The sequence below is a fragment of the Paenibacillus sp. R-74696 genome (assembly GCF_055814915.1).
Map to the genome: position 1 here is coordinate 685,141 of NZ_JBPULM010000030.1, position 21,076 is coordinate 706,216.

The window sequence follows — 21,076 nt, forward strand, 5'->3', positions numbered from 1 at the left end:
TTCCTCCCGGCAAGCTCTGTTATCATTCTAAAATAAACAGCTGCTGTCAATGGTTAATGGCTTGCAACAGAGCGCCACCTGACATCATTTGGATTCGGACAGCTTTTTTCCTTATATTTAGCGGAGATTTGCACAATACATCCGCAAACGATGCAGGTTGTCCCGCTCATGAGCTTCGGACAGCTGCCGCATTCCCGAAGGCGCGCTGCGTACACGTCATCGTCCACGCAGCGTTCAGACGACTGAAACATCGGCGCAGCCAAAATCCGCTGGATCTGCGCTTCTGTGACGGTATAGCTGTCATCACAGCCTTTGCAGTTTCTCGCACTCCTGTCCATGCCTGGCTTCATGCCGTCCGACTCCTTTTCATTCTAATCCTAACTTTATTATTGCTCGATCAGCTCAAGCACCGTAACCGACATCGCTGGAAGCTTAGCGGATACCTGTGCGCCATCCCATGTAAAGCTTGTGAAAGCGGCTGGCTCTACTGCATTTGGCTGCTCAAACGTATTATGCGAGTCAATGGCCGCGCCCGACAGCACCGTACCTTTAATTGTTTTCAAGCCTTGTGTCAAACCGCGCAGCGCAATGGATACATCCGCTTCGGCACTATGATCCAGATTACACAAGCTGATATGGATTTTGCCGTCTGCCGCTTTGGAAGCCGATACAGAAATTTGCGGCAGCTTCTCGTCGCCATGCTCGTAACGGGCGCTAGTCGTATGCGTGTCCAGAAGCTCTGCATCCTGATGCACCTTAAACATATCAAAAATATGATAGGTTGGCGTCAGCAGCATTTTTTCCCCTTCAGTCAAAATAACCGATTGCAGCACGTTAACGATTTGCGCAATGTTTGCCATTTGTACACGGTCGCAATGATCGTGGAAAATATGCAGCGTAAGGCCGGCAACGAGCGCATCACGAATCGAATTTTGCTGGTACAGGAAGCCTGGGTTTGTGCCCGGCTCTGTATTGAACCATGTGCCCCACTCATCGACGATCAAGCCAACGCGCTTCTCTGGATCATATTGATCCATAATCGCCGAATGCTTCGTAATAAGCTCCTCCATCCACAACGCTTTTCTAAGCGTAAGAGCCCACTCGTCCTCTGGGAAGCCGGTAGCTGCTCCCTTGTCCTGCCAATCCTTCGGAACGGTGTAGTAGTGGAGGCTGATGCCGTCCATTTTGTTCGCAGCTTCCCGCATCAGCACTTCCATCCACTTGTAATCGTCGACGTTCGGACCGCAGGCAATGCGGTAAATTTCATTGTCGCCATAATTGCGAACGTAAGTCTGATAACGGCGGTACAAATCTGCATAATATTCCGGACGCATATTGCCGCCGCAGCCCCAGTTTTCATTGCCGACGCCAAAATATTTCAGCTTCCACGGCTTCTCGCGGCCGTTTTTCTCACGCAGCTCCGCCATCGGCGATACGCCATCGAAGGTCATATATTCAACCCACTCGGACATCTCCTGCACCGTTCCGCTGCCTACATTGCCGGAAATATAAGGCTCGCAGCCGAGCTGTTCGCAAAGCAGCAAAAACTCATGTGTGCCAAAATGGTTATTTTCAACTACACCGCCCCAATGGGTATTGATCATGCGCTTGCGCTCTTCGCTTGGGCCAATGCCGTCCTTCCAGTGATATTCATCGGCAAAACAGCCGCCCGGCCAGCGCAGCACCGGAATATTCAATTTTTTGAGCGCTTCCACAACATCGTTGCGAATGCCTTTCGTGTTTGGAATAACCGAATCCTCGCCAACCCAGAAGCCTTCATAAATACAGCGTCCCAAATGCTCGGAGAAATGTCCATAAATGTTGCGATTAATCGTACCTTTAGCAATGTCTGCGTTAATTGTAATTTGATTGCTCATCGTTATAGCCTCCCAAATGGATTAATAAAAATATAAATCATTTATTGATAACATTAATTTAGCTTCATCATAAACAATCCAACCACAATTATCAACCCTCTTTTGAAAAATAAATCGGATAAACGTAAACGCTTACGTCATTGCTCGCTATAAACCTAAATATGTCGTCTACCCTACTATTCGGACTGCAGCGTGACACCAAAAAAAGCTTCCCCATCCTCACTCGGATGGAGAAGCTTTCTACTTCAAACCTTATACAACTTCGCTGGTTATGCGCTTGCCCGTGAACTGGCTGTTATACAGATCGGCATAAAATCCGCCCTGCTCCAGCAGCTCCTCATGTCTACCTTGCTCGATAATAGAGCCGTTGTTCATGACCAAAATCAGATCAGCGCCGCGAATCGTCGACAGGCGGTGGGCAATGACAAAGCTGGTGCGATTTTTCATCAGCTCGCCCATCGCCCGCTGGATAATAATTTCCGTACGCGTATCGACGCTGCTCGTCGCTTCATCAAGGATTAGAATCGATGGATCTGCTAAAATTGCCCGGGCAATGGTCAGCAGCTGCTTCTGCCCTTGAGAAATATTCGACGCTTCCTCATTCAGGATCGTGTCATAGCCTTCTGGAAGCGTCCGAATGAAATGATCGGCATGCGCCGCCCTTGCCGCTTGATAGACCTCTTCCTCCGTAGCATCCTCACGCCCATAAGCGACGTTGTCTCGAATGCTGCCATTGAACAGCCACGTATCCTGCAGCACCATGCCGAACACCCGGCGCAAGCTTCTGCGCTGAAGCGCTGTAATGTCCTCGCCGTCAATCGTTATGCGGCCGCCATTCAGTTCATAGAAGCGCATCAGCAAATTTATCATCGTCGTCTTGCCCGCTCCGGTCGGACCGACTATGGCGACGGTCTGGCCTGGCTTAACATCAATATTCATCCCACTAATGAGGGGCTCATCCGATTTGTAGCCGAAATCCACCTGCTCGAAGCGAACGGCGCCGGTCGGCTTGCTAATCGCTTTAGCATTTTTCGCCTCGGGCACCTCGTCCTCTTCATCAAGCAGCTCGAATACCCGCTCTGCGGAGGCGATTGTAGATTGAATAATATTCGCAATGTTGGCAAGCTGCGTAATCGGCATTGTGAACTGTCTTGTGTATTGAATAAATGCCAAAATATCACCGATATTTATTGCATTTCTCGTAACTAGCAAACCACCGATGACGCATACAAGCACATAGCCAATATTACTAATGAAGCTCATAATCGGCATAATGATGCCTGACACAAATTGTGCGCGCCAGCCGGAATCATACAGCTTCTCATTCATTTCGTTGAATTCATCCAGCGATTTGCGCTCATGGCCGAATGCTTTGACGATTTTGTGCCCCGTGTACATTTCCTCGACATGTCCGTTCAAGCGTCCGAGCTCCGCCTGCTGGCCGGCAAAATATTTCTGCGAACGCGTGGCGATCGCCTTCGTTGCAAGTAGGCTCGCTGGAATCGTCAAGAAAACGATCAGCGTTAGAAGCGGGCTGATGGTCAGCATCATAACGATGACGCCGACTAGGGTAATGAATGACGTGATAAGCTGCGTCAAGCTTTGCTGAAGCGTATTGCTAATATTGTCCACATCGTTGACGACCCGGCTCAGCACCTCACCGTTGGAGCGCGAATCGAAAAACTTCAGCGGCAAGCGCGCAAATTTATTATTTACATCCTTGCGCAGGTCGTAGACGGTTTTCTGGGCGACGCCAGCCATTAAATACTGCTGAATGAAGCCAAATGCGGCGCTGATCAAATACAGCACGACTAGCGTCAGCAGAATCGTGTTAATGGCATCAAAATCAATACGTGCACCCGGCACGCCTTGGGCTATTCCCATTACTCCCTCGTACAGCTTCGTTGTCGCATGCCCCATCATTTTCGGGCTGACGATGCTGAATACGGTACTTAAAATCGCGGTCAGCAGCACAAGTGCAAGCTTCGTGCGATGCGGCTTCAAGTAGGCAGCCAGCCGTTTCAAGGTCCCCTTGAAATCCTTCGCCTTCTGAGGAGGCATCATCATGCCCATTCCGGGCGGGCCCATGCCGATCCCTTTCGGCCTTTGCGGGGAATTCTGCTTTTGCTCACTCATGCGATTTCCTCCTCCGAAAGCTGTGAATAGACGATTTCTCGGTACACATCACAAGACTCCATAAGCTCCTGATGCGTCCCGATTCCAGCTAGCTGTCCTTCATCAAGCACAATGATGCGATCGGCATCAAGCACTGTACTTACCCGCTGGGCAACGAGCAGCACCGTCGAATCTACTGTTTCCTCACGCAAGGCGGCACGCAGCTTCGCATCCGTCTTAAAGTCAAGCGCCGAGAAGCTGTCGTCGAACACATAAATTTCTGGCTGGCGCACAAGCGCCCTGGCAATGGACAGCCGCTGCTTTTGCCCGCCAGAAAGGTTGCTTCCTCCCTGAGATACGCTTGCGCCAAACCCTTCCTTCATCGTCCCAATGAACTCTGCTGCCTGCGCCACCTCTGCCGCGTGCTCCATTTCCTCATCGGTCGCATTTTCTTTGCCATAGCGGATATTTTCGGCGATCGTGCCTGTGAACAATACGGCTTTTTGCGGGACAAAGCCGATTTTTTCACGCAGCGTTTCCTGTGATAGCTCTGTTATATCCACATCATCAATGATAATGCTGCCACCCGCCGTATCGTAAAAACGCGGGATTAAATTAACGAGCGTTGACTTGCCTGAACCTGTTCCTCCAATAATAGCCGTCACCTCGCCTGGCGCCGCCTTGAACGATATATTCGATAAAGCAGGCTGCTCGGCTCCAGGATAGCTGAACGTCACATCACGGAACTCGATATAGCCCTTACGCGTGCCTGTGTTCTTAACGCTGGCGCTGTCTGCAATATCAGGCACCATGTCCAGCACTTCATTAATACGCACCGCCGATGCCGACGCACGCGGAACCATAACGAGCATCATCGATAACATCAGAAGCGAGAACATAATTTGCATCGCATATTGGATAAAAGCCATTAATGAGCCGACTTCCATATCGCCATTCTCGATGCGCAACCCGCCGATGGCAATAATCGCCACTGTAGATAAATTCATGACGAGCATCATTAGCGGCATCATCACGGCCATAATTTTGTTCACTTTAATCGCTGTTTCGGTCAGATCGCTGTTGGCAGCATCAAATTTCTTATTTTCATAATTTGTCCGATCGAATGAGCGAATAACCCGAATGCCTGTCAGTCCTTCGCGCAGCACCAAGTTCAGCTTATCGATACGAATCTGCATCATTTTAAACAGCGGAATCCCTTTGCGGACGACGAGCAAAATCGCGCCAGCGAGAACCGGCAGTGCGACAACAAGCACCAGCGACAGCTTCGCATCCTTCGAAACGGCCATAATAATGCCCCCGATGCACATCATCGGCGCCATCACCATCATGCGCAAAATCATCATCAATACTTGCTGTACCTGCGTAATATCATTCGTCGTCCGCGTAATGAGCGAGGCCGTGCCGATTTTGTCAAACTCCTGCAGCGAGAAGTTTTGCACATGCCCAAATACCTTCTCCCGCACGAGGCGCCCGAAGCTCGCTGAGGCTTTTGCCGAAAAATAGCTGGCGCCGATGGAGCTGATGCCCCCTACCGCCGCTATTAGTAGCATAAAGGAACCGATTTTCCAAATAAGCGGAGTGTCTCCTTTAGCTACACCATCATCGACGATGTCCGCCATTAGCGTGGGGAGATATAAATCAGACAGCGACTGAATAAAAACAAGCACAAGCACCGCGGCTATCAGCCAGCGAAACGGCTTTAAAAAGCGAAATAACTTTAACATTGCTGTTCATCTCCCGTTTGTTCAGACTCATTCAGCTCATCAAAATACTCAAAGGCTTTGGATAAAATCCGAATCAGCTCATGCGAATCCCGCTCTCCCAAGTATTGCGTCAGTCCTGCCATTCGATTCATAAAATCGGCAATGACCTTCTCCGCGATACGTTCCCCTTCCTCTGTCAGCGAGATGCGAACAGCTCGCCGATCATCAGGATCAGCGTTTCTCTGCACGAGTCCATTCGCTTCCATGCCGTTGACCAGTTGGGTGACGGTGGGAGAGGTAACACGTAGCAAACGGCTGATGACCGAAATTTTCATCCCCGGCTTATCCTGCGTCTTCATAGATCCCCGCTTGATGCACATCAGCACCTGCATCTCGCTAAACTTGCCGTCCGGATTAGGCTTCTGCCGCCAATTGAGCCGATGAAAGCTGCGAAACACACGAATCAATTCATTCGTAATTTGCTCGCTATGTTCCGTTGCCTTGCTTTCTTTGCTTGTGTCATTCTGGTTATGTTTCAATGCGAGTCCTCCTTTCATTTATATCTCTCTGCCTTTCATGTAGGCTACCAATTATTTTCCTGTTAATTATTTTCCCTATAATTATCTTATAACTAAAATAATAGGCAACCTAATTATAAAGCGCTAATCAAACGACTGTCAATAACCCACTTCCAAGGTTATAAAGTATGTAAACAATCCAGAGCTGGGGTGCTCTGCTACTGCTGCTTGCTTGGCACTAATTCGGGGGCAATCTCATCTAACGATTCAAGGCTGATGAACCGCAGACTGCGATTGTAGCTGAAACTCCATAACTCGGACACTCTCTCCGTGTTTGAAGGACTGAGGTTCCGCTATTTTGTCCTTTCATCCGATTTCAGGCTCTAAGAGGACACGAGATCCGTTATCGCTATCAAAGCCCCGTCAAAATGGGTATGGGGAATGTTATAGCGGCCCCTGAGTCCGCAGCCTGTGCCAAAACCCGTCATTCGATTGAAATAGCTGTTTCTGTGTCCGCCCAGTTGCAAAAGGGGGAACATTCCCTAGAGGAGAGCGATTACGTTTGGTTTTTGGCTCTTGGCTCTTGGCTCTTGGCTCTTGGCTCTTGGCTCTTGGCTCTTGGCTCTTGGCTTTTGGCTTTTGGCTTTTGGCTTTTGGCTTTTGGCTCTTGGATCTTGGATCTTCTCATCTTTGCCATTCGGTTTAGGGTTTGAAATTTTAAGTGGGGTGGGTGGGGAGTGAGAAGCGGAGCGTTCGCTTTTAGCGCCCCGATTTCTACCTACTAAGGTAGAAATTTATTCATAGAAATCGGGGTGCTAATGGCGATCGAGCCCTCACTCCTTCACGCAGCGCAGCCCCCCATTACACCCCCATTTACGTTTCAAACATAAATGAATAAATTCTCATTAACTTCTCATAAACACCAAACAACACGAATTCCCCTCCATTTGCGCTCTCATCATGAGAAAAGGCTCATTTTTTGGTGTGGTATAGTGTTTTTAGCCAAAAACGAATCGTACAACGAAAGGAATCACACCATAATGATTAAGAGAAACTTTTTTCGCTCCGTCATCAAATTGAGCTTATGCGCAAGTATTGGTTTGACAGCCTTCACCTTCGCTTCCGGCAACCAGGCGCATGCCGCAACTGAAACATCCCTACAATTAATCGACTCCGGCAAGGAGTTTATTGGAACCCCCTATAAATATGGAGCCCCAGCAGGCATTACATACGCTTTTGACTGCTCTTCCTTTACACAATACATATTCGATGCCATGGGTGTTTCGCTGCCACGCAGCTCATCCTCCCAAGCTTCCATTGGAACCAAAGTAACGAAGGAAAATCTTAGCGTTGGCGATCTCGTCTTCTTTAATACGAGCGGCAGAGGCATTAGTCATGTAGCTATTTATGCGGGCAATAACAAAATCTTGCACAGCGCTACTAGCACAGGCGTAACGATCAGCAGCCTTGGCGAGTCCTACTGGCACAAGCGCTACGTGACAGCACGCCGCGTATTGTAAACGAAGCGGAGGCTTCCAACGTTTTACACCGTATCTATTAAGCTCTGCAATCATACCCTTAAATATAAAAACGTCCCGAACGCCAACCCGTTCAGGACGTTTTTGCTTATGTTTGTATTTCCAGTGCTCCTCCAAATAAAAAAATGCCGCCCTCTTCTCCAGCACCAGGCTGATGAAGTGGACGGCATCCTTTCATTCACTCTTAGGAGCTGCGAGGAAATTAGCGGTACATTATTTCGTCACAGTCTCTTATTTGCTAAGCGTATCTGTCAATACAGGTACAATTTGCGATTTGCGGGACACTACGCCCTTCAGAACGGCTTTGTTGTCAGCCAGCGTGACATTATAGGCTTTCTCAACTGCGCCTGCTGCGCTGCCGATAGCAAGCGCTACGGAATCGCTGTTCAAAATGTCCGTTACGACGAACAGGAACAGATCCAAGCCTTTTTCTGAAACGATAGCGTTAATCGCTGTTTCTAGATCCGCTTGGCGAACCAGTACATCGTTGGTGTCAACCGCGTTTACTTGCGCGATTTCTACTTTGCTGCCGCCCATTTGGAATTCTTTCGCATCAAGCGAAAGCAGCTGAGCGATCGATTTATCGCGTACGTCTGCTCCTGCTTTCAGCATTTCCAGGCCGTATGCTTCTGTATCAACGCCCGCAATAGCTGCAAGCTCCTTAGCAGCCGCTACATCCTGCTCTGTGCAGGTTGGCGATTTGAACAGCAAGGAATCGGAAATGATAGCGGACAGCATTAGACCTGCAATTTGCGGCTCAATAGCTACGCCGTTTTCTTTATACAATTTATTCAAAATCGTAGCTGTGCAGCCTACAGGCTCAGCGCGATAGTATAGCGGGTGGCTTGTCTCAAAATTCGCAATACGGTGGTGGTCAATAACTTCCAGCACGCGAACCTGATCGATATCTGCCGCGCTTTGCTGACGCTCATTGTGGTCAACGAGAATAACCGTTTCTACTTCATTAGCTACCGTTTCTACAAGACGAGGAGCTTCTACTTTGAAATGGGTCAGCGCGTATTGCGTTTCACCGCTAACTTCACCCAGACGAACGGCTTCAACCTCAAAGCCCAGCTTAGCCTTCAAATCAGCATATGCGATCGCAGAACAGATTGTATCCGTATCCGGATTTTTATGCCCGAAAATAAATGTTTTTGCCATTTTACTGTCTCCTTAGTTCTTGTATTTGGGATTGCGGCTGCCCGCATTTCCCAATAAGTTTTTCCCACATTTGATTATATAATATAATGAAGTATACTCCTATGCCCTTACAGAGATTTTTGCAAACAATTCTCAAATAAGCTTGCTTAAAGGCGGAAGCGAATGGTATAAGGGGTATAGAACATTCGGCTTCCAAGTAACTACATCATCCAGATAGAACAGGAGACTTACAAAAATGAGTTATAAAATTGCTTTTTTTGATATTGATGGCACATTATTAGATGAAGATAAACAAATTCCCCAAGATACGATTGATGCGATTCGTGAAATTCAGGAGCAGGGCGTCGAGGCTGTCATTGCGACGGGACGCGCGCCTTATTTTTTCAAGGATATTGCCGAGAAGCTTGCGATCAACTCCTTCGTCAGCCTTAACGGAGCTTATGTCGTTTACAACGGTATTCCCGTATACCATAATCCTATTCCGCGCACAGATGTTAAGGCGCTTGTTGAGCATGCCGGACTTCATAATCATTCGCTCGTCTTTGAAGGACATGATGCATTCTTTTCCAATGCTGAAGCGCATCCGCAGGTGTTCGACTCCGTAACGTCGCTGCGCGTGGCACAGCCGGGCTTTGATCCAAGCTTTTGGGAAAAAGCAGACATTTATCAAATCTTCCTGCACTGTGAGCCGCAGGACGAGCATCTGTATACAGACGTCATCCCGGGCTTGCGCTATATTCGCTGGCACCCGTTTGCAATGGACGTGCTTACGAATGATGGCTCCAAGGCGCTTGGCATTGCCGCGCTGCTGAAGCATTTGGGACTGACGGCGGAGGAAGCACTTGCCTTCGGTGACGGACTTAATGATAAGGAAATGCTCGAAATCGTTGGACTGGGCATTGCCATGGGCAACTCCCATCCGGAGCTGCTGCCATTCGCCGATTACGTAACGACCCATGTTAGTGAAAATGGCATTCGGGGTGGCTTGCGTCACGCTGGCTTGTTGAAGTAATACTCCATAACGATCTCATCAAGGTGAAACGTCTCTTTCTGTCAGGTGTCGCGTAATGCTATACTTTCCTATATTTTAAAAAATAAAGAGGTACAGCTAACGGTTCGAACCGTTAGCTGTACCTCTTTTCATATATTTGAAATTAGCCGCCGTTTACGTTCAGCCAATTACTTTCCTAATGTTAGACATGCTCACGCAGGTCAGCCTGGCAAAACGTACTGGCCTTTGTCCCGCTTATTGCTCTTCTACGACGGTGCTTTGAAATAAAAATTGAATGAGCCACCACAAGGACAGCAGCACAATAACCGCCGATGAGGTTAAAGAAATCCATTTAAAAAACAAGTACAAAAAAGGATCGCTGGAACGTGTTCTTCTCTGATCTCCACCACTAAGGTTCATAATAAACTTCGCCTCCCGTATGCGTTTTATGAAGCTCTAAGCCAAGCCATGTTGCCATGCTTACTTCCTCCTCTTAATTATTAAGCCCTCTTTGTTCAAGAGCTCTTATCAATACTCTAACATATATATGACATAAGAACCACAGTTAACCACTAATTAGTCACGAATACGTCATATTTGTCAATAAGCTGCAAGCTGGATTTTAAACTTGACAAAAGTTAGTTCATAAAATATAGTTAGTTACAAATAGTAATCAACTTAGCACAGGAGGAATTATAAATGACCTACAGTATAAATACCGATACCGTACTCGGAAAAGTAAAGCTTAACATTAGCGATATGGAGCGTTCGCTGCAATTTTATCAGGAGGTCGTTGGCTTGCAGGTATTGGAGCGCCAAGGCAGTACAGCCAGCCTTACGGCTGATGGCGTCAATGTACTCATTGAGCTGGAGGAAATTCCGAATGCCATCGTCTCTGAGCGCAGAACAACGACCGGCCTATACCACTACGCTCTGCTGCTGCCTAATCGCGAGGCGCTTGGCGCCGCACTTGCCAGATTGATCGCCTCCGGCATTCATATCGGCCAAGCCGATCATCTGGTCAGTGAAGCGCTGTATATTACAGACCCTGACAACAATGGCATTGAAATTTATGCGGACAGGCCACGCTCGGAGTGGAAAAAAGAAGAGAACGGCGATTACATTATGGCTAGCAATCCCATCGATTGGGACGGCCTCCTTGCCGCTGCTGATCCGGCTGCCGCCACACTGCTGCCGGCTGGCACAATAATCGGCCATATTCATCTTCATATTAATGGCATTCCGGCTGCCCGTGCCTTTTACAATGGGCTGCTTGGCTTTGATATCGTAGGCGACTACACCGATTTCAAAGCATTGTTCGTCTCAGCTGGTGGCTATCACCATCATATCGGGCTTAACATTTGGGCCGGCATTGGCGCTCCTGCACCAGCCGCCAGCAGTACCGGGCTGGACTACTTCACCATCGTCTATCCGAATCAAGCGGAACGCGATACAGCTATAAGCAGGCTGCGTGAGGCGGGAGCAGCACTTGACGAGTCAGATGGCGTTATTTTTGCAACCGATCCTTCCAGCATTCGGATTGAGCTTGCAATAGCAAAATAATAAACAAGCAAGCAGCAGCTACAGCAAAAGCCGCGCAAAACCACTGGCATGTGGTTTTGCGCGGCTTTTATGCTTTTTTTTACTGAAAGATTTGCTCCAGTTCCATTAAAGAACCGCACTTTTTAGCTGCCGCTCAACAACGCCGCTTGTGGCGTCACTTCATATATGGTTATATTGCTGCCGCCTTCGCCAAAGCCTCGGAAGCTGCTGTCTTCCGCATCGCTGTTTCCGCTTGTCGTTTGCCATTCGCTGGCTGCGACCTGCTGACCATGCGAAGTAATCCACTTCGTCAGCTCATTATTATTGCCGCCTCCACGGCCCCCTTGTGAAACAAGGAAATATTTCAGCTCCCCAGCGGCCACGAGCGCCTTCAGCCGGTCTATCGACAGGACGGGATCGGAGCCGGAATAACCACCGAGTATAATCACATTTTCACCGGAATCAATGATATATGGCGCCGCGGTCGAATAGCTGTTCGTCGCAAACAGGTACTTCTCGCCTGTATGGTGCGCCTTCAAAAAAGCAAGCGCCGCTTCATTAAGCGGCTCATCGCGAGAAGAGGCATTCGTCTGATCAGGTCCTGCCTCTGGCAGCTGGCTGCTCTGGCCGTATACGATAGGTGTCGCCGCCCAGTAAGCTGGACCAATGAAAAGAACAAGCAGCCCGAGCAGCGCAATCAGATTCACGGCAGGCTGCTGCCAGACTTTGCGGCGGATCACCCCATGTTCTCCGTTTTGAACGCAAGCTCCGGCTGTCAAATATCCTCCCTGCCCATACGGCAGCTTGCCGCCATACAGCTCGGTATCTGCACCAGCATTCGCCTTTGCTTCATAGCCTTCTATGCCCTCTATGCCTTCACTGCTATTTCGGATAAATGACTTTGCTTGCTTCTGCTTCTTTAGCCGCCATGCAATAAGCAGCAGGCTTGCTGCCAATCCGCCAACTAGCACGGCAAGCGACCACCCGCTGCCAATTGTCGCGTCAAATGGCTGCATAATATACCATTCAAACCCAGCTGTTGCGGCAATTCCGAGTGGCAGCAACCAGCCTAGCCAGCCCACTCTGCTGCGATATTGGCCCCACAGCTCACTCCAGCCTGCTCCAAGCAGCGCGGCAATTGGAGGTCCCATCATAATTAAATAATATTGATGGAAAAAGCCAGCGACGCTGAAAAACGCCATAACCGGCAGTAGCCACGCCAGCCAAAATAACGTTTCCTTATGCTTCATCGTCAAGTTGCGTCGGCGAAGGCTCGCCAGCATGCCCACGCAAGCGATAAATACAAAAGGCAGGAACCAGCTCGCTTGACCCGACAGCTCCGCTTGGAACAATCGAAGCGGCCCTGCCGTACCTGTTCCAAACATGCCGCCTGATCCGCCGCCTCCAAAGCCGCCGCGAGTGCCCATGCCGTCCATACCGATGCCAGGCCCACCGTTAAAGCCACCAGCTCCAGCGCCTCCTCCGGCTCCTCCGTCCTTATTGCGGTCCACGCCCTGACTGTTTCCAGCGCGGCTCCTGCCAGCATCACCATCCAGCCCCCGACCATCCTGCTCTACAGCTGCAATGCTGCTGTTGCCGCCTGGTACATCGCCGCTGAACCAGCTATTGACCACATTCGTCTGGGCAAAGGCTGTGTTTCCAATCGTTGGAAGCTGTTGCGGCCCCATCATTGACCCGGTACCGCCTCCGCGATTTCCGGTCAGCCTTGAAAGCCCGTTATATCCGAATGCCAGCTCCAACACGGAGTTTGTCTGGCTGCTGCCCACATAGGGCCGATTATCTGTCGATATAGAATCAACTGTCACCGCCCAGGACAAGGAAACAACCAGCATAATAGCGGTCGCCCCTGCCAGCAGGCTGATTTTCTTAAACCACTTGCCCTTCCACGCCATTAAAGCAAATAAATAAAACGCCGGAAGCACCATGTAGGCCTCCATCATTTTCATATTAAAGCCTACGCCTATGGCGGCAAAAGCGCCAATCAGCCAATGCGCCTTGCCCTGCTTCGTTCCGCGGAATAATAGCCAAACCGCAAGCAGCAGCGTAAACACGAGCATGCTATCGATATTATTTGTCCGGCTCACTGCAACCGCAACCGGCATCGTTGCCATCGCCGCAGCTCCAATGCGCGCCGCCGCAAGTCCAAAGGACGGTTTGAGCAGCACATATAGCAAAATCGTCGAGCCCATACCCGCTAACGCTTGGGGCAAAATCACGCTCCAGCCATGCAGGCCCAGCACATAGGCAAAGGCCGTCTGTATCCAGAACGTTACCGGCGGCTTGTCAACGGTTACGAAGCCGCCAGAATCGACCGTTGCAAAGAAAAAATTGTGGAAGCTTTGCAGCATGCTGGCGACCGTAGTCGTGTAATACGTATTGACATGGTCATCTGTCCAAATTAAAAATCCATTCAAAAATGCCGAAACGAGGATAACTATCATTAATATTGCATCTAATCGCTGTTTTTTTATTGGTGCCATCGTTCAGCCGCCCTTTCACTTCCGTCTCTTGCTTCACTATGTGAGATTGTGCGCCTTTTCCCTGAAACCCGAATGAAGCAAAGCTGAAAATTTGCTTAAAACTATAAAAACCAGATGAAACTTTCAACGAAACAGATAATAATGAAAGAAGCATTAGTTTGCAAAACTGGAGATGATAAAATGTCGTTTAATGGAATTAAGCTGCTGCTTGTTGATGACGAGCCGCATATTGTGCAGTTTTTGGAGCTTGGCTTGCTGAATGAAGGCGCGGATATTCGGACAGCCAGCAATGGCGAGGAAGCGATCATGGTCGCTAGCGATTTCAAACCGCATGTTGTCATTTTGGATGTGATGATGCCGGGCATGAATGGCTTTGAAGTATGCCAGGCACTTAAGGCAACGGGCGATAATATCGCCATTATTATGCTGACTGCCAAGGACGAAACGCAGGATCGCGTGAAGGGACTGAACATTGGCGCTGACGATTATATCATTAAGCCGTTCAGCTTTGAGGAATTGCTTGCCCGCATTCAGGCGAGGCTTCGCAATCAGTTTCCGAATTTGCTCGGGGAAGTTGTATACGGTCCGTTTTGCATCGACGATCTGCGCAAGGAGCTGTCCTACATGGATAAAGTGCTGGAGCTGTCGCCTACTGAATATGAGCTGCTGAAATATATTGTGATGAATAACGGCATTGTACTGAGCAAGGCGCTTATTTTGGACAAAGTATGGGGTTATCATTTTCGCGGCGAGGAAAACATTGTGGAGGTGTACATCCGTTCGCTGCGCGAGAAGCTGCAGGACAAAGAGCACAGACTTATTCGTACACTACGCGGCTCTGGCTATCGCATGGATTTTCCATGAAGGGCCGAAAAGCTCCGCTGCTGCTTCGTCTCTTAAAGCCCGAATCGCTTCGCTACCAACTGCTCAGCCGCTCGCTGTTCGTACTGGCAGGGCTGCTTCTGTTAATTGGAACGCTGCAATACGTTTTTATGAAGGACTTTATTTATAATAATCGCGCTGAGGCATTGGAAGCGCAAATTCAGGCGATGCCTCCCTTGTGGTATATGGACAACATACGCGCTTACCAAAAAAAATCACCCTATAAAGGTGATGCAGCACCGAATGATGTCCCATCTGCAGCATCGCCGGAGGACCCAAGCAATATGCCTATCATTACTCAGCCAAGGTTATCTCTTGCCTATGTTAGCAATACAGGAGAACGGACGGTACTGACGATTAGCAGTGAAACTTGGACACCAGAGCTTAGCCAAGAAGAATATATGAAAACTTTAAATGATTTAAAAAAACATCGCAAGGTCAGCTATCAGCTGCTCAGCAACAGCGAAGGGGCACAGCAGCTTGTCGTCTTTAGGCTGGCCGGACCGCCAGATTCGCCTGACGGACTCTTTCAAGCGGGCAACGACACGGACTTGCTGCAAACGGTACTAGCGTATCAGCTCGCGATTTTCGCTGGGCTGTCTATTCTTGCCTTGGCAGGAGGCCTATCACTGTATTTGCCGATACTGCGCAAGACGCTTTCGCCTCTGTCGCGTATCGTGAAAGCAGCCCAGCGCACCGATGCTGTCAATCTCACAGAACGGCTTCCTATATCGCAAGGTCAGCAGGAAATCGATCTGCTCTCGGATGCATTCAACGGCATGCTCGGCCGGCTGGAAAGCTCCTTCGAGACGGAGCGGCAAACGACGGAGCGGATGCGGCGTTTTGTTGCCGACGCTTCGCATGAGCTGCGGACACCGCTCACTTCTATCCATGGGTTTCTGGAGGTGCTGCTGCGCGGTGCCGCTACAAATCCTGAACAGCTGCACCGCGCCTTAACGAGCATGAAGCTGGAATCGACGCGTATCAACAAGCTCGTCGAGGATTTGCTGCTGCTAGCCAAGCTTGATCAGGCGCCGGAGCTCGTTAAAGTGGATACGAGCATTGGCAAACTCATTCATGAGTTGGAGCCGCAGCTGCATATTTTGGGCGGAGAGCGAGAGGTGCGAATTGACGCTTCTGTAAGCATAAGCGGACGCTGCAATCCCGATCAGCTAAAGCAGGTGGTGCTTAATTTATTTTCAAATGCTGTCCAGCATACCGATGCCGATCGGGGAAAAATATCGCTAAAGCTCGCTAAAGCCGGAGCCTATGCCGCCATCTCCATTACCGATAATGGAACGGGCATTAAGCCGGAGCATCTCCCCCATTTGTTTGAGCGTTTTTATCGCAGTGAATTTTCCCGCACCCGCCTGAGCGGCGGAGCAGGCCTTGGACTATCGATAACGCAGTCCATCGTTGAGGCGCACGGCGGCACGATTGAGGCGGCCAGCATCGTCGGCGAGGGAAGTACTTTCACCGTCAAGCTGCCGTTAGAGGATGCTTAGCTTGCTTAAGAGCGCATATGCAAACAGGGTGCCCCACACAGCCATGAGCTGGCCGCCGGGACACCCTGTTTTATTTTTCACTTTGCAGCACGAACGCATCCAGCTTGTTGCCATCCACATCATAAGCCTCGTATGTCAGCTTATCTCCTTCGATGGTAATGCCGGCAAACATTTGCTTATAATTTTGAAAATGAACCTTATGATAAAATTGATCCTCTTTCTTCTCATTAAACTTCTGCCCCGCTGCGTTAGTCACGACATAGACGGTGCCGCTTGAAGTGCTGATGACACCCTCTCCATCCCCTGTCACCTTGCCATCCTTCAGCGGATATGATCTTGCATATTCATGATTGTGCCCCTGAAGCACGAGATCAACTCCGTATTTGTCAAACAGCTTAACCCAATCATCGATTTTCTCGTATTGATTACCGGCATAAGGACCACGATGCACCGATACGATAATCCAGCGTTTATCTGTAGCTGCCAAATCCTGTTCCAGCCACTTCGTCTGCTCCTTTTTGTTCGATTCCGTGTTCAGCATGATGAAGTGCGCCGGGCCATAGTCGTACGAATACGTCGTTCCAGCGATCGAGCCGTCCGCCCCACTCTCTGGCAAATTGAAATGGGATACAAATTCATCCGCGTTGCCATCAACCTCGTCATGATTTCCTGTAACTGGCATTAACGGAAAGCGTGTTACCCACTGCTGCGCCTTGCCAAAAAAGTTTTGCCATGCGATTTCATCATCCGGATTTTCCGTTAAATCGCCGTTATGCACCATAAACTGCGCACCAGGGAATGTCCTAAACGCCTGATCCAGCGTATTTCCCCACAGCTCGAAATCCTGCTCCGTTATGCCTTGCGAATCCGTCACATTAATAAAAGTAAAATGATCCGCATCCTGCGCCTCCGTCATAAAATGGAACGCTTCACTCCAGCCATTCTCGCTGCCATCGCCCACACGGTACGTATAGGCTGTGCCGGGCGACAGCCCCGTCAGCTCCAGCTTATGCACCCCTCTTATTACGCCATTGCCCGTATCCAGCGTTGTTGTCTTCCCCTCGATACGACTGACCTGTATCCCTTTGCCCTCGCCCGACAACATTCCCGCATCCATTCCTTCCATCCATTCCACCACCGTCCCTGACTGCGGATTATCGGTGAACCAAGTGAATGCGCGGCTCGTTGCCGCATCCTCCTTAAAGGTCGTAACGACTGCATAAGGCTTACCAGCAGCCTTGTCTGTGTTCCCATCCGATTTCAGCCACTCTATTCCTGCAACAACGAGCAGGAGCACGAGGCAAAGGGCAATCATCCATATCCATTCCTTTTTCATCACAATCTCCTTCCCCATGAAGTTCGTACCCATGCTGCCTTTTACGATAACGCTCCCGCACAAGGCACGTCAAACGTTTCACCTGACATTCAGCAATCTTTCAGCTGACATTCAGCAATCTTTCAGCGGGCACTCATTTTCACATCAGTATCTGAATTTACAATTGCTTTACAAACAGCTTAGCCAAGACATGATGACAGCTAAACGATTGATAGAGAGAAGGAGGGAGTAATATGCAGCAAAATTTGAAGTTCCGGCATGAGCTGAAATTTATTATCAACCAGCATCAATATTTCATTATTCGGCAGCGGCTCAAAAATATGATGCAGCAGGACGCAAATGTCGGCGATACAGGCGAATACCACATTCGAAGCTTGTATTTCGACGATGTGAACAATAAAGCGCTGCATGAGAAGCTTGGCGGCATACGTGACCGAAGCAAATATCGGATTCGCATTTACAATACGCAGGACAAGGTCATCCATTTTGAGAAAAAAATCAAATTCAAGGATTACATTGCCAAAGTTAAGGAGCCGCTTACGCGCGCTATGTATGACCAGATGATGGCTGGCGACTACGAGGTGTTCAATCGGCCCGATAAGCCGCTGCTTATGGAAATTTACAATGAGATGAAGTACCGGCTGCTTCGTCCGAAGGTGATCGTGGATTATGTGCGCGAGCCTTACGTTTACGAAAATGGCAATGTGCGGATTACATTCGACAAGGATTTGCGAACAGGCCTGCATGCGCTGGACATTTTTGACCCGAATCTTGATCCCGTCATTGCCCTGGAAGATAACCGGATGATTCTTGAAGTGAAATTCGATGAATACATTCCGGCCTCTATTAAAATCGCGCTTCAGCTCGAAGGGCTGAACCGCACCTCGGCATCCAAATACGTGATTTGCCGCAAATATCTTAAATTCAACACTTGGGAGGATTTTTAAACGATGGAGACAACGACTACGGCAGCAGCAACGACAGAAGCAGCGGAAACGGCAACCTCTTTTTCCGATATTATTAAAAACTCGGTGATGAGCAACTTTACCTCCGATATTAGCATTTCAAAAATACTCATTACAATGGGCGTAGCTTTTCTGATTGGTTTCTTCATTTATACGCTGTACAAACGAATATTCAGCGGCGTGCTTTATTCCAAAAGCTTCAACGTCTCGCTCATCGGCATGACAATGGTTACAGCTATGGTCATTATAGCGATCAACTCCAATCTGGTGCTCTCGCTCGGTATGGTCGGCGCATTATCCATCGTCCGCTTTAGAACGCCAATTAAAGATCCAACCGACCTGATCTTCCTGTTCTGGGCAGCCGTTGCCGGTATCGTCTCGGGTGCAGGCTTCTATACGCTCGCTGCTATTGGCTCTGTCATTGTTGGTCTCGTGCTCTTCTTCTTCGTCAAAGGCGGCTCGGTAGAGCAGCCTTACCTGCTTGTCGTCAATTGCGACAATGAAACGACCGAGAAAGAAATTCACGGCCGCCTGAACAAGCTCGTCAAGCGTTACAATGTGAAGCAAAAAACCGTTACGCGCGGCAATGTGGAAATGACGATCGAAATTAGGCTGCGTGATCAGGAAGGCGCGTTTGTTAACCAGCTTTCCGAGCTTGAAGGTGTCAAAAATGCCGTCTTGATCAGCTACAGCGGGGATTATGTATCTTAATATAAGGAGGTTTCCGGCATGAAGGCAAAAGCTTCAACCTTGCTTCTAAGCCTGTGCTCCCTCCTTCTGCTTCTCACCATTACAGCCTGTACCAATGGTACAGGCTCTACTACAACGACAACGGAAGCAAGTGTTGTTTCGGATGGGAAGCAGACGCTGGATGAGACGGTATTTCCCAAGGACAAGGTTATTGACGTAAAAATTACAGTGGACAAAGATGATTTTCAAAATATGCTGGACAATGCCAGCTCCGAGGAATTTAAGGAAGCGACCGTCGATTACAATGGCCAAGTTTTCAATAATGTCGGCTTACGCACGAAGGGCAATCTAAGCTTGATCAGCGTCGTCAATAATAAAGATTCGGACCGCTACAGCTTAAAGCTCTCCTTCGACGAATATGTTAATCAGACGATTGAAGGCGTTAGCAAAATCAATCTGAACAACAATTACAGCGACGCCTCCTATATGCGTGAGTTCCTTACCTATGAGCTTGCTGAAGCCATGGGCTTGCCAACACCTAAATATTCCTATGTGAATGTGTATGTAAATGGTGAGCTTTGGGGCTTTTACTTAGCCGTTGAGCAAATTGGCGAGGAATATTTGGAGCGTAACTTTGGCAACAGCTACGGTGCGCTTTATAAGGCAAACGGCGGAACCGGCAGCGAGCTGAACTGGCTGGGAACGTTAAAATCGTATACGGGGCTTGATCTCAAATCGGCTTCGTCCAATGACGATATTTTGTTGAAAATGCTCGATGAATTAAATAACGGAACGGACTATGACAGCGTTTTGGATGTACAGGAAGTGCTGAAGTTTATCGCCTTGAACACAGTCGCGGGCAATATGGACAGCTACTTGTCGATGACAAAGCATAACTACTATTTATATGAGGATGATGGCCTGTTCTCGATTTTGCCATGGGATTACAATATGTCCTTCGGCGGCTTTGGAGGCGCAGGCGTACTCATTGATGAACCGACGTCAGGCAAACTGGCGGAACGGCCTCTCGTCGCAAAATTGCTGGCAGTAGATGAATACAAGGAGCAATACCACGCGATTATAAAAGAAATGATTGAAGGATATTTGGCAGACGATACCCTCGCTGCCCGTGTTAAAGAAATATCCGAGCTGATTTCTCCTTATGTAAAAGCGGACCCTTCCTCCTTCTATTCTTATGAGGAGTATGAGCAAGGCATTACGACGGTGCTTTCCTTTGCAAGCACGCAGGTAGCGAGCGTCACGCAGCAGCTCGACGGAACAATCCCATCCTCTGGCGATGGCTCCGGCAGCGGCAGCAACGGCTTTGAAGGGGGCATGCCCGGTATGGGCGGCGGTTTCCCTGGTGGAGACGGTGCTCCAAATGACGGTGCTAATGCAGCGGGGGGCAATGCTCCAGCTGATGGTGCTAATGCAGCAGGCGGCAATCCTCCAGCTGATGGTGCTAACGCGGCGGGCGGTCAGGGCTTCGGTGGTGGTGGCTTTCCCGGCGGACAAGGCGGCATGATGGCGCCGCCGAATGGCATGGATTTTGGCGGTATGATGCCACCCAATGGCATGGGTTTCGGCGGTCAAAACGCCCAGCCGCAGGGCAGCATTTCGGAAGCTATTACTGCAGGTGTCGCCTTAATCATTTTGATCTTGTCGAGTGTGTTCGTTTTATTCTACAACCGCAGAAGGCTGTAAGCAGCTTTTTGTGAATCGCCATAAAAA

At 49.2% G+C, this 21,076-nt stretch carries 17 protein-coding genes; 8 read left to right on the forward strand and 9 right to left on the reverse strand.

What is annotated here, in order from left to right; all coding sequences use genetic code 11:
- Nucleotides 1-53: 53 nt before the first annotated feature.
- The 5 genes from ACSR9A_RS14650 to ACSR9A_RS14670 all read right to left on the reverse strand — a co-directional run bounded on the left by ACSR9A_RS14650 (nt 54) and on the right by ACSR9A_RS14670 (nt 6,255).
- Nucleotides 54-350: a hypothetical protein gene (locus ACSR9A_RS14650; protein ID WP_473757856.1), complete on the reverse strand. Its 297-nt coding sequence runs from the start codon at nt 348-350 to the stop codon at nt 54-56.
- Between the two features lie 36 nt (nt 351-386).
- Complete coding sequence (locus ACSR9A_RS14655) at nt 387-1,877, reverse strand: alpha-N-arabinofuranosidase (protein ID WP_473757857.1); 1,491 nt, start codon at nt 1,875-1,877, stop codon at nt 387-389.
- Nucleotides 1,878-2,129: 252 nt separating this feature from the next.
- Nucleotides 2,130-4,013 carry an ABC transporter ATP-binding protein gene (locus tag ACSR9A_RS14660; protein ID WP_473757858.1) on the reverse strand — a complete coding sequence of 628 codons (1,884 nt, stop codon included), beginning with the start codon at nt 4,011-4,013 and terminating at the stop codon, nt 2,130-2,132.
- On the reverse strand, nt 4,010-5,737 hold the full coding sequence (locus ACSR9A_RS14665) for an ABC transporter ATP-binding protein (RefSeq protein ID WP_473757859.1): 1,728 nt from the start codon (nt 5,735-5,737) through the stop codon (nt 4,010-4,012). The genes ACSR9A_RS14660 and ACSR9A_RS14665 overlap by 4 nt, the downstream gene beginning before the upstream one ends.
- Complete coding sequence (locus tag ACSR9A_RS14670) at nt 5,731-6,255, reverse strand: MarR family winged helix-turn-helix transcriptional regulator (protein WP_473757860.1); 525 nt, start codon at nt 6,253-6,255, stop codon at nt 5,731-5,733. Before ACSR9A_RS14670 ends, ACSR9A_RS14665 begins: the two co-directional genes overlap by 7 nt.
- A 1,019-nt stretch (nt 6,256-7,274) precedes the next feature.
- Between ACSR9A_RS14670 and ACSR9A_RS14675 the strand changes: the two genes are divergently transcribed.
- Nucleotides 7,275-7,754 (forward strand): C40 family peptidase, encoded by a 480-nt coding sequence (locus ACSR9A_RS14675; RefSeq protein WP_341278521.1) that lies wholly within the window; start codon nt 7,275-7,277, stop codon nt 7,752-7,754.
- Nucleotides 7,755-8,003: 249 nt separating this feature from the next.
- Here the strand turns inward: ACSR9A_RS14675 and ACSR9A_RS14680 are convergent, their stop codons facing one another.
- Nucleotides 8,004-8,933, reverse strand: coding sequence for a manganese-dependent inorganic pyrophosphatase (locus ACSR9A_RS14680; RefSeq protein ID WP_473757861.1), 930 nt, complete (start codon nt 8,931-8,933; stop codon nt 8,004-8,006).
- 235 nt (nt 8,934-9,168) lie between these two features.
- On the opposite strand from ACSR9A_RS14680, the gene ACSR9A_RS14685 reads away from it, so the two are divergent.
- Nucleotides 9,169-9,945, forward strand: coding sequence for a Cof-type HAD-IIB family hydrolase (locus ACSR9A_RS14685; protein WP_473757862.1), 777 nt, complete (start codon nt 9,169-9,171; stop codon nt 9,943-9,945).
- Between the two features lie 234 nt (nt 9,946-10,179).
- On the opposite strand, the gene ACSR9A_RS14690 is transcribed toward ACSR9A_RS14685, so the two are convergent.
- On the reverse strand, nt 10,180-10,344 hold the full coding sequence (locus ACSR9A_RS14690; protein WP_341278524.1) for a hypothetical protein: 165 nt from the start codon (nt 10,342-10,344) through the stop codon (nt 10,180-10,182).
- Between the two features lie 279 nt (nt 10,345-10,623).
- Here ACSR9A_RS14690 and ACSR9A_RS14695 point away from each other — a divergent pair, with 279 nt between their 5' ends.
- Complete coding sequence (locus ACSR9A_RS14695) at nt 10,624-11,487, forward strand: VOC family protein (RefSeq protein ID WP_473757863.1); 864 nt, start codon at nt 10,624-10,626, stop codon at nt 11,485-11,487.
- Between the two features lie 122 nt (nt 11,488-11,609).
- Here ACSR9A_RS14695 and ACSR9A_RS14700 read toward each other — a convergent pair whose 3' ends face one another.
- Nucleotides 11,610-13,967 carry a glycosyltransferase family 39 protein gene (locus ACSR9A_RS14700; protein ID WP_473757864.1) on the reverse strand — a complete coding sequence of 786 codons (2,358 nt, stop codon included), beginning with the start codon at nt 13,965-13,967 and terminating at the stop codon, nt 11,610-11,612.
- Nucleotides 13,968-14,147: 180 nt separating this feature from the next.
- On the opposite strand from ACSR9A_RS14700, the gene ACSR9A_RS14705 reads away from it, so the two are divergent.
- A complete protein-coding gene (locus ACSR9A_RS14705; RefSeq protein WP_473757865.1) occupies nt 14,148-14,831 on the forward strand; it encodes a response regulator transcription factor in 684 nt (227 codons plus the stop codon).
- Entirely contained in the window at nt 14,828-16,354 is a 1,527-nt protein-coding gene (locus ACSR9A_RS14710; protein ID WP_473757866.1) for a sensor histidine kinase, read from the forward strand. Before ACSR9A_RS14705 ends, ACSR9A_RS14710 begins: the two co-directional genes overlap by 4 nt.
- A 70-nt stretch (nt 16,355-16,424) precedes the next feature.
- Here the strand turns inward: ACSR9A_RS14710 and ACSR9A_RS14715 are convergent, their stop codons facing one another.
- A complete protein-coding gene (locus ACSR9A_RS14715; RefSeq protein ID WP_473757867.1) occupies nt 16,425-17,690 on the reverse strand; it encodes a purple acid phosphatase family protein in 1,266 nt (421 codons plus the stop codon).
- 233 nt (nt 17,691-17,923) lie between these two features.
- Between ACSR9A_RS14715 and ACSR9A_RS14720 the strand changes: the two genes are divergently transcribed.
- Genes ACSR9A_RS14720 through ACSR9A_RS14730 form a run of 3 tightly spaced genes read left to right on the forward strand, consistent with a single transcriptional unit; the run spans nt 17,924 to nt 21,049 of the window.
- Entirely contained in the window at nt 17,924-18,637 is a 714-nt protein-coding gene (locus ACSR9A_RS14720) for a polyphosphate polymerase domain-containing protein (protein ID WP_341278530.1), read from the forward strand.
- 3 nt (nt 18,638-18,640) lie between these two features.
- Entirely contained in the window at nt 18,641-19,366 is a 726-nt protein-coding gene (locus ACSR9A_RS14725) for a DUF4956 domain-containing protein (protein WP_473757868.1), read from the forward strand.
- Nucleotides 19,367-19,384: 18 nt separating this feature from the next.
- A complete protein-coding gene (locus tag ACSR9A_RS14730; protein ID WP_473757869.1) occupies nt 19,385-21,049 on the forward strand; it encodes a CotH kinase family protein in 1,665 nt (554 codons plus the stop codon).
- The last annotated feature ends 27 nt before the right edge of the window (nt 21,050-21,076 follow it).

What these genes read in the sequence shown, in the direction of transcription:
- ACSR9A_RS14705 (WP_473757865.1), top strand. Translation starts at nt 14,148, where the DNA reads ATGTCGTTTAATGGAATTAAGCTGCTGCTTGTTGATGACGAGCCGCAT.
- ACSR9A_RS14710 (WP_473757866.1), top strand. Translation starts at nt 14,828, where the DNA reads ATGAAGGGCCGAAAAGCTCCGCTGCTGCTTCGTCTCTTAAAGCCCGAA.
- ACSR9A_RS14725 (WP_473757868.1), top strand. Translation starts at nt 18,641, where the DNA reads ATGGAGACAACGACTACGGCAGCAGCAACGACAGAAGCAGCGGAAACG.
- ACSR9A_RS14685 (WP_473757862.1), top strand. Translation starts at nt 9,169, where the DNA reads ATGAGTTATAAAATTGCTTTTTTTGATATTGATGGCACATTATTAGAT.
- ACSR9A_RS14700 (WP_473757864.1), bottom strand. Translation starts at nt 13,967, where the DNA reads ATGGCACCAATAAAAAAACAGCGATTAGATGCAATATTAATGATAGTT.
- ACSR9A_RS14660 (WP_473757858.1), bottom strand. Translation starts at nt 4,013, where the DNA reads ATGAGTGAGCAAAAGCAGAATTCCCCGCAAAGGCCGAAAGGGATCGGC.
- ACSR9A_RS14695 (WP_473757863.1), top strand. Translation starts at nt 10,624, where the DNA reads ATGACCTACAGTATAAATACCGATACCGTACTCGGAAAAGTAAAGCTT.
- ACSR9A_RS14675 (WP_341278521.1), top strand. Translation starts at nt 7,275, where the DNA reads ATGATTAAGAGAAACTTTTTTCGCTCCGTCATCAAATTGAGCTTATGC.
- ACSR9A_RS14720 (WP_341278530.1), top strand. Translation starts at nt 17,924, where the DNA reads ATGCAGCAAAATTTGAAGTTCCGGCATGAGCTGAAATTTATTATCAAC.
- ACSR9A_RS14690 (WP_341278524.1), bottom strand. Translation starts at nt 10,344, where the DNA reads ATGAACCTTAGTGGTGGAGATCAGAGAAGAACACGTTCCAGCGATCCT.
- ACSR9A_RS14655 (WP_473757857.1), bottom strand. Translation starts at nt 1,877, where the DNA reads ATGAGCAATCAAATTACAATTAACGCAGACATTGCTAAAGGTACGATT.
- ACSR9A_RS14730 (WP_473757869.1), top strand. Translation starts at nt 19,385, where the DNA reads ATGAAGGCAAAAGCTTCAACCTTGCTTCTAAGCCTGTGCTCCCTCCTT.
- ACSR9A_RS14680 (WP_473757861.1), bottom strand. Translation starts at nt 8,933, where the DNA reads ATGGCAAAAACATTTATTTTCGGGCATAAAAATCCGGATACGGATACA.
- ACSR9A_RS14665 (WP_473757859.1), bottom strand. Translation starts at nt 5,737, where the DNA reads ATGTTAAAGTTATTTCGCTTTTTAAAGCCGTTTCGCTGGCTGATAGCC.
- ACSR9A_RS14715 (WP_473757867.1), bottom strand. Translation starts at nt 17,690, where the DNA reads ATGAAAAAGGAATGGATATGGATGATTGCCCTTTGCCTCGTGCTCCTG.
- ACSR9A_RS14650 (WP_473757856.1), bottom strand. Translation starts at nt 350, where the DNA reads ATGAAGCCAGGCATGGACAGGAGTGCGAGAAACTGCAAAGGCTGTGAT.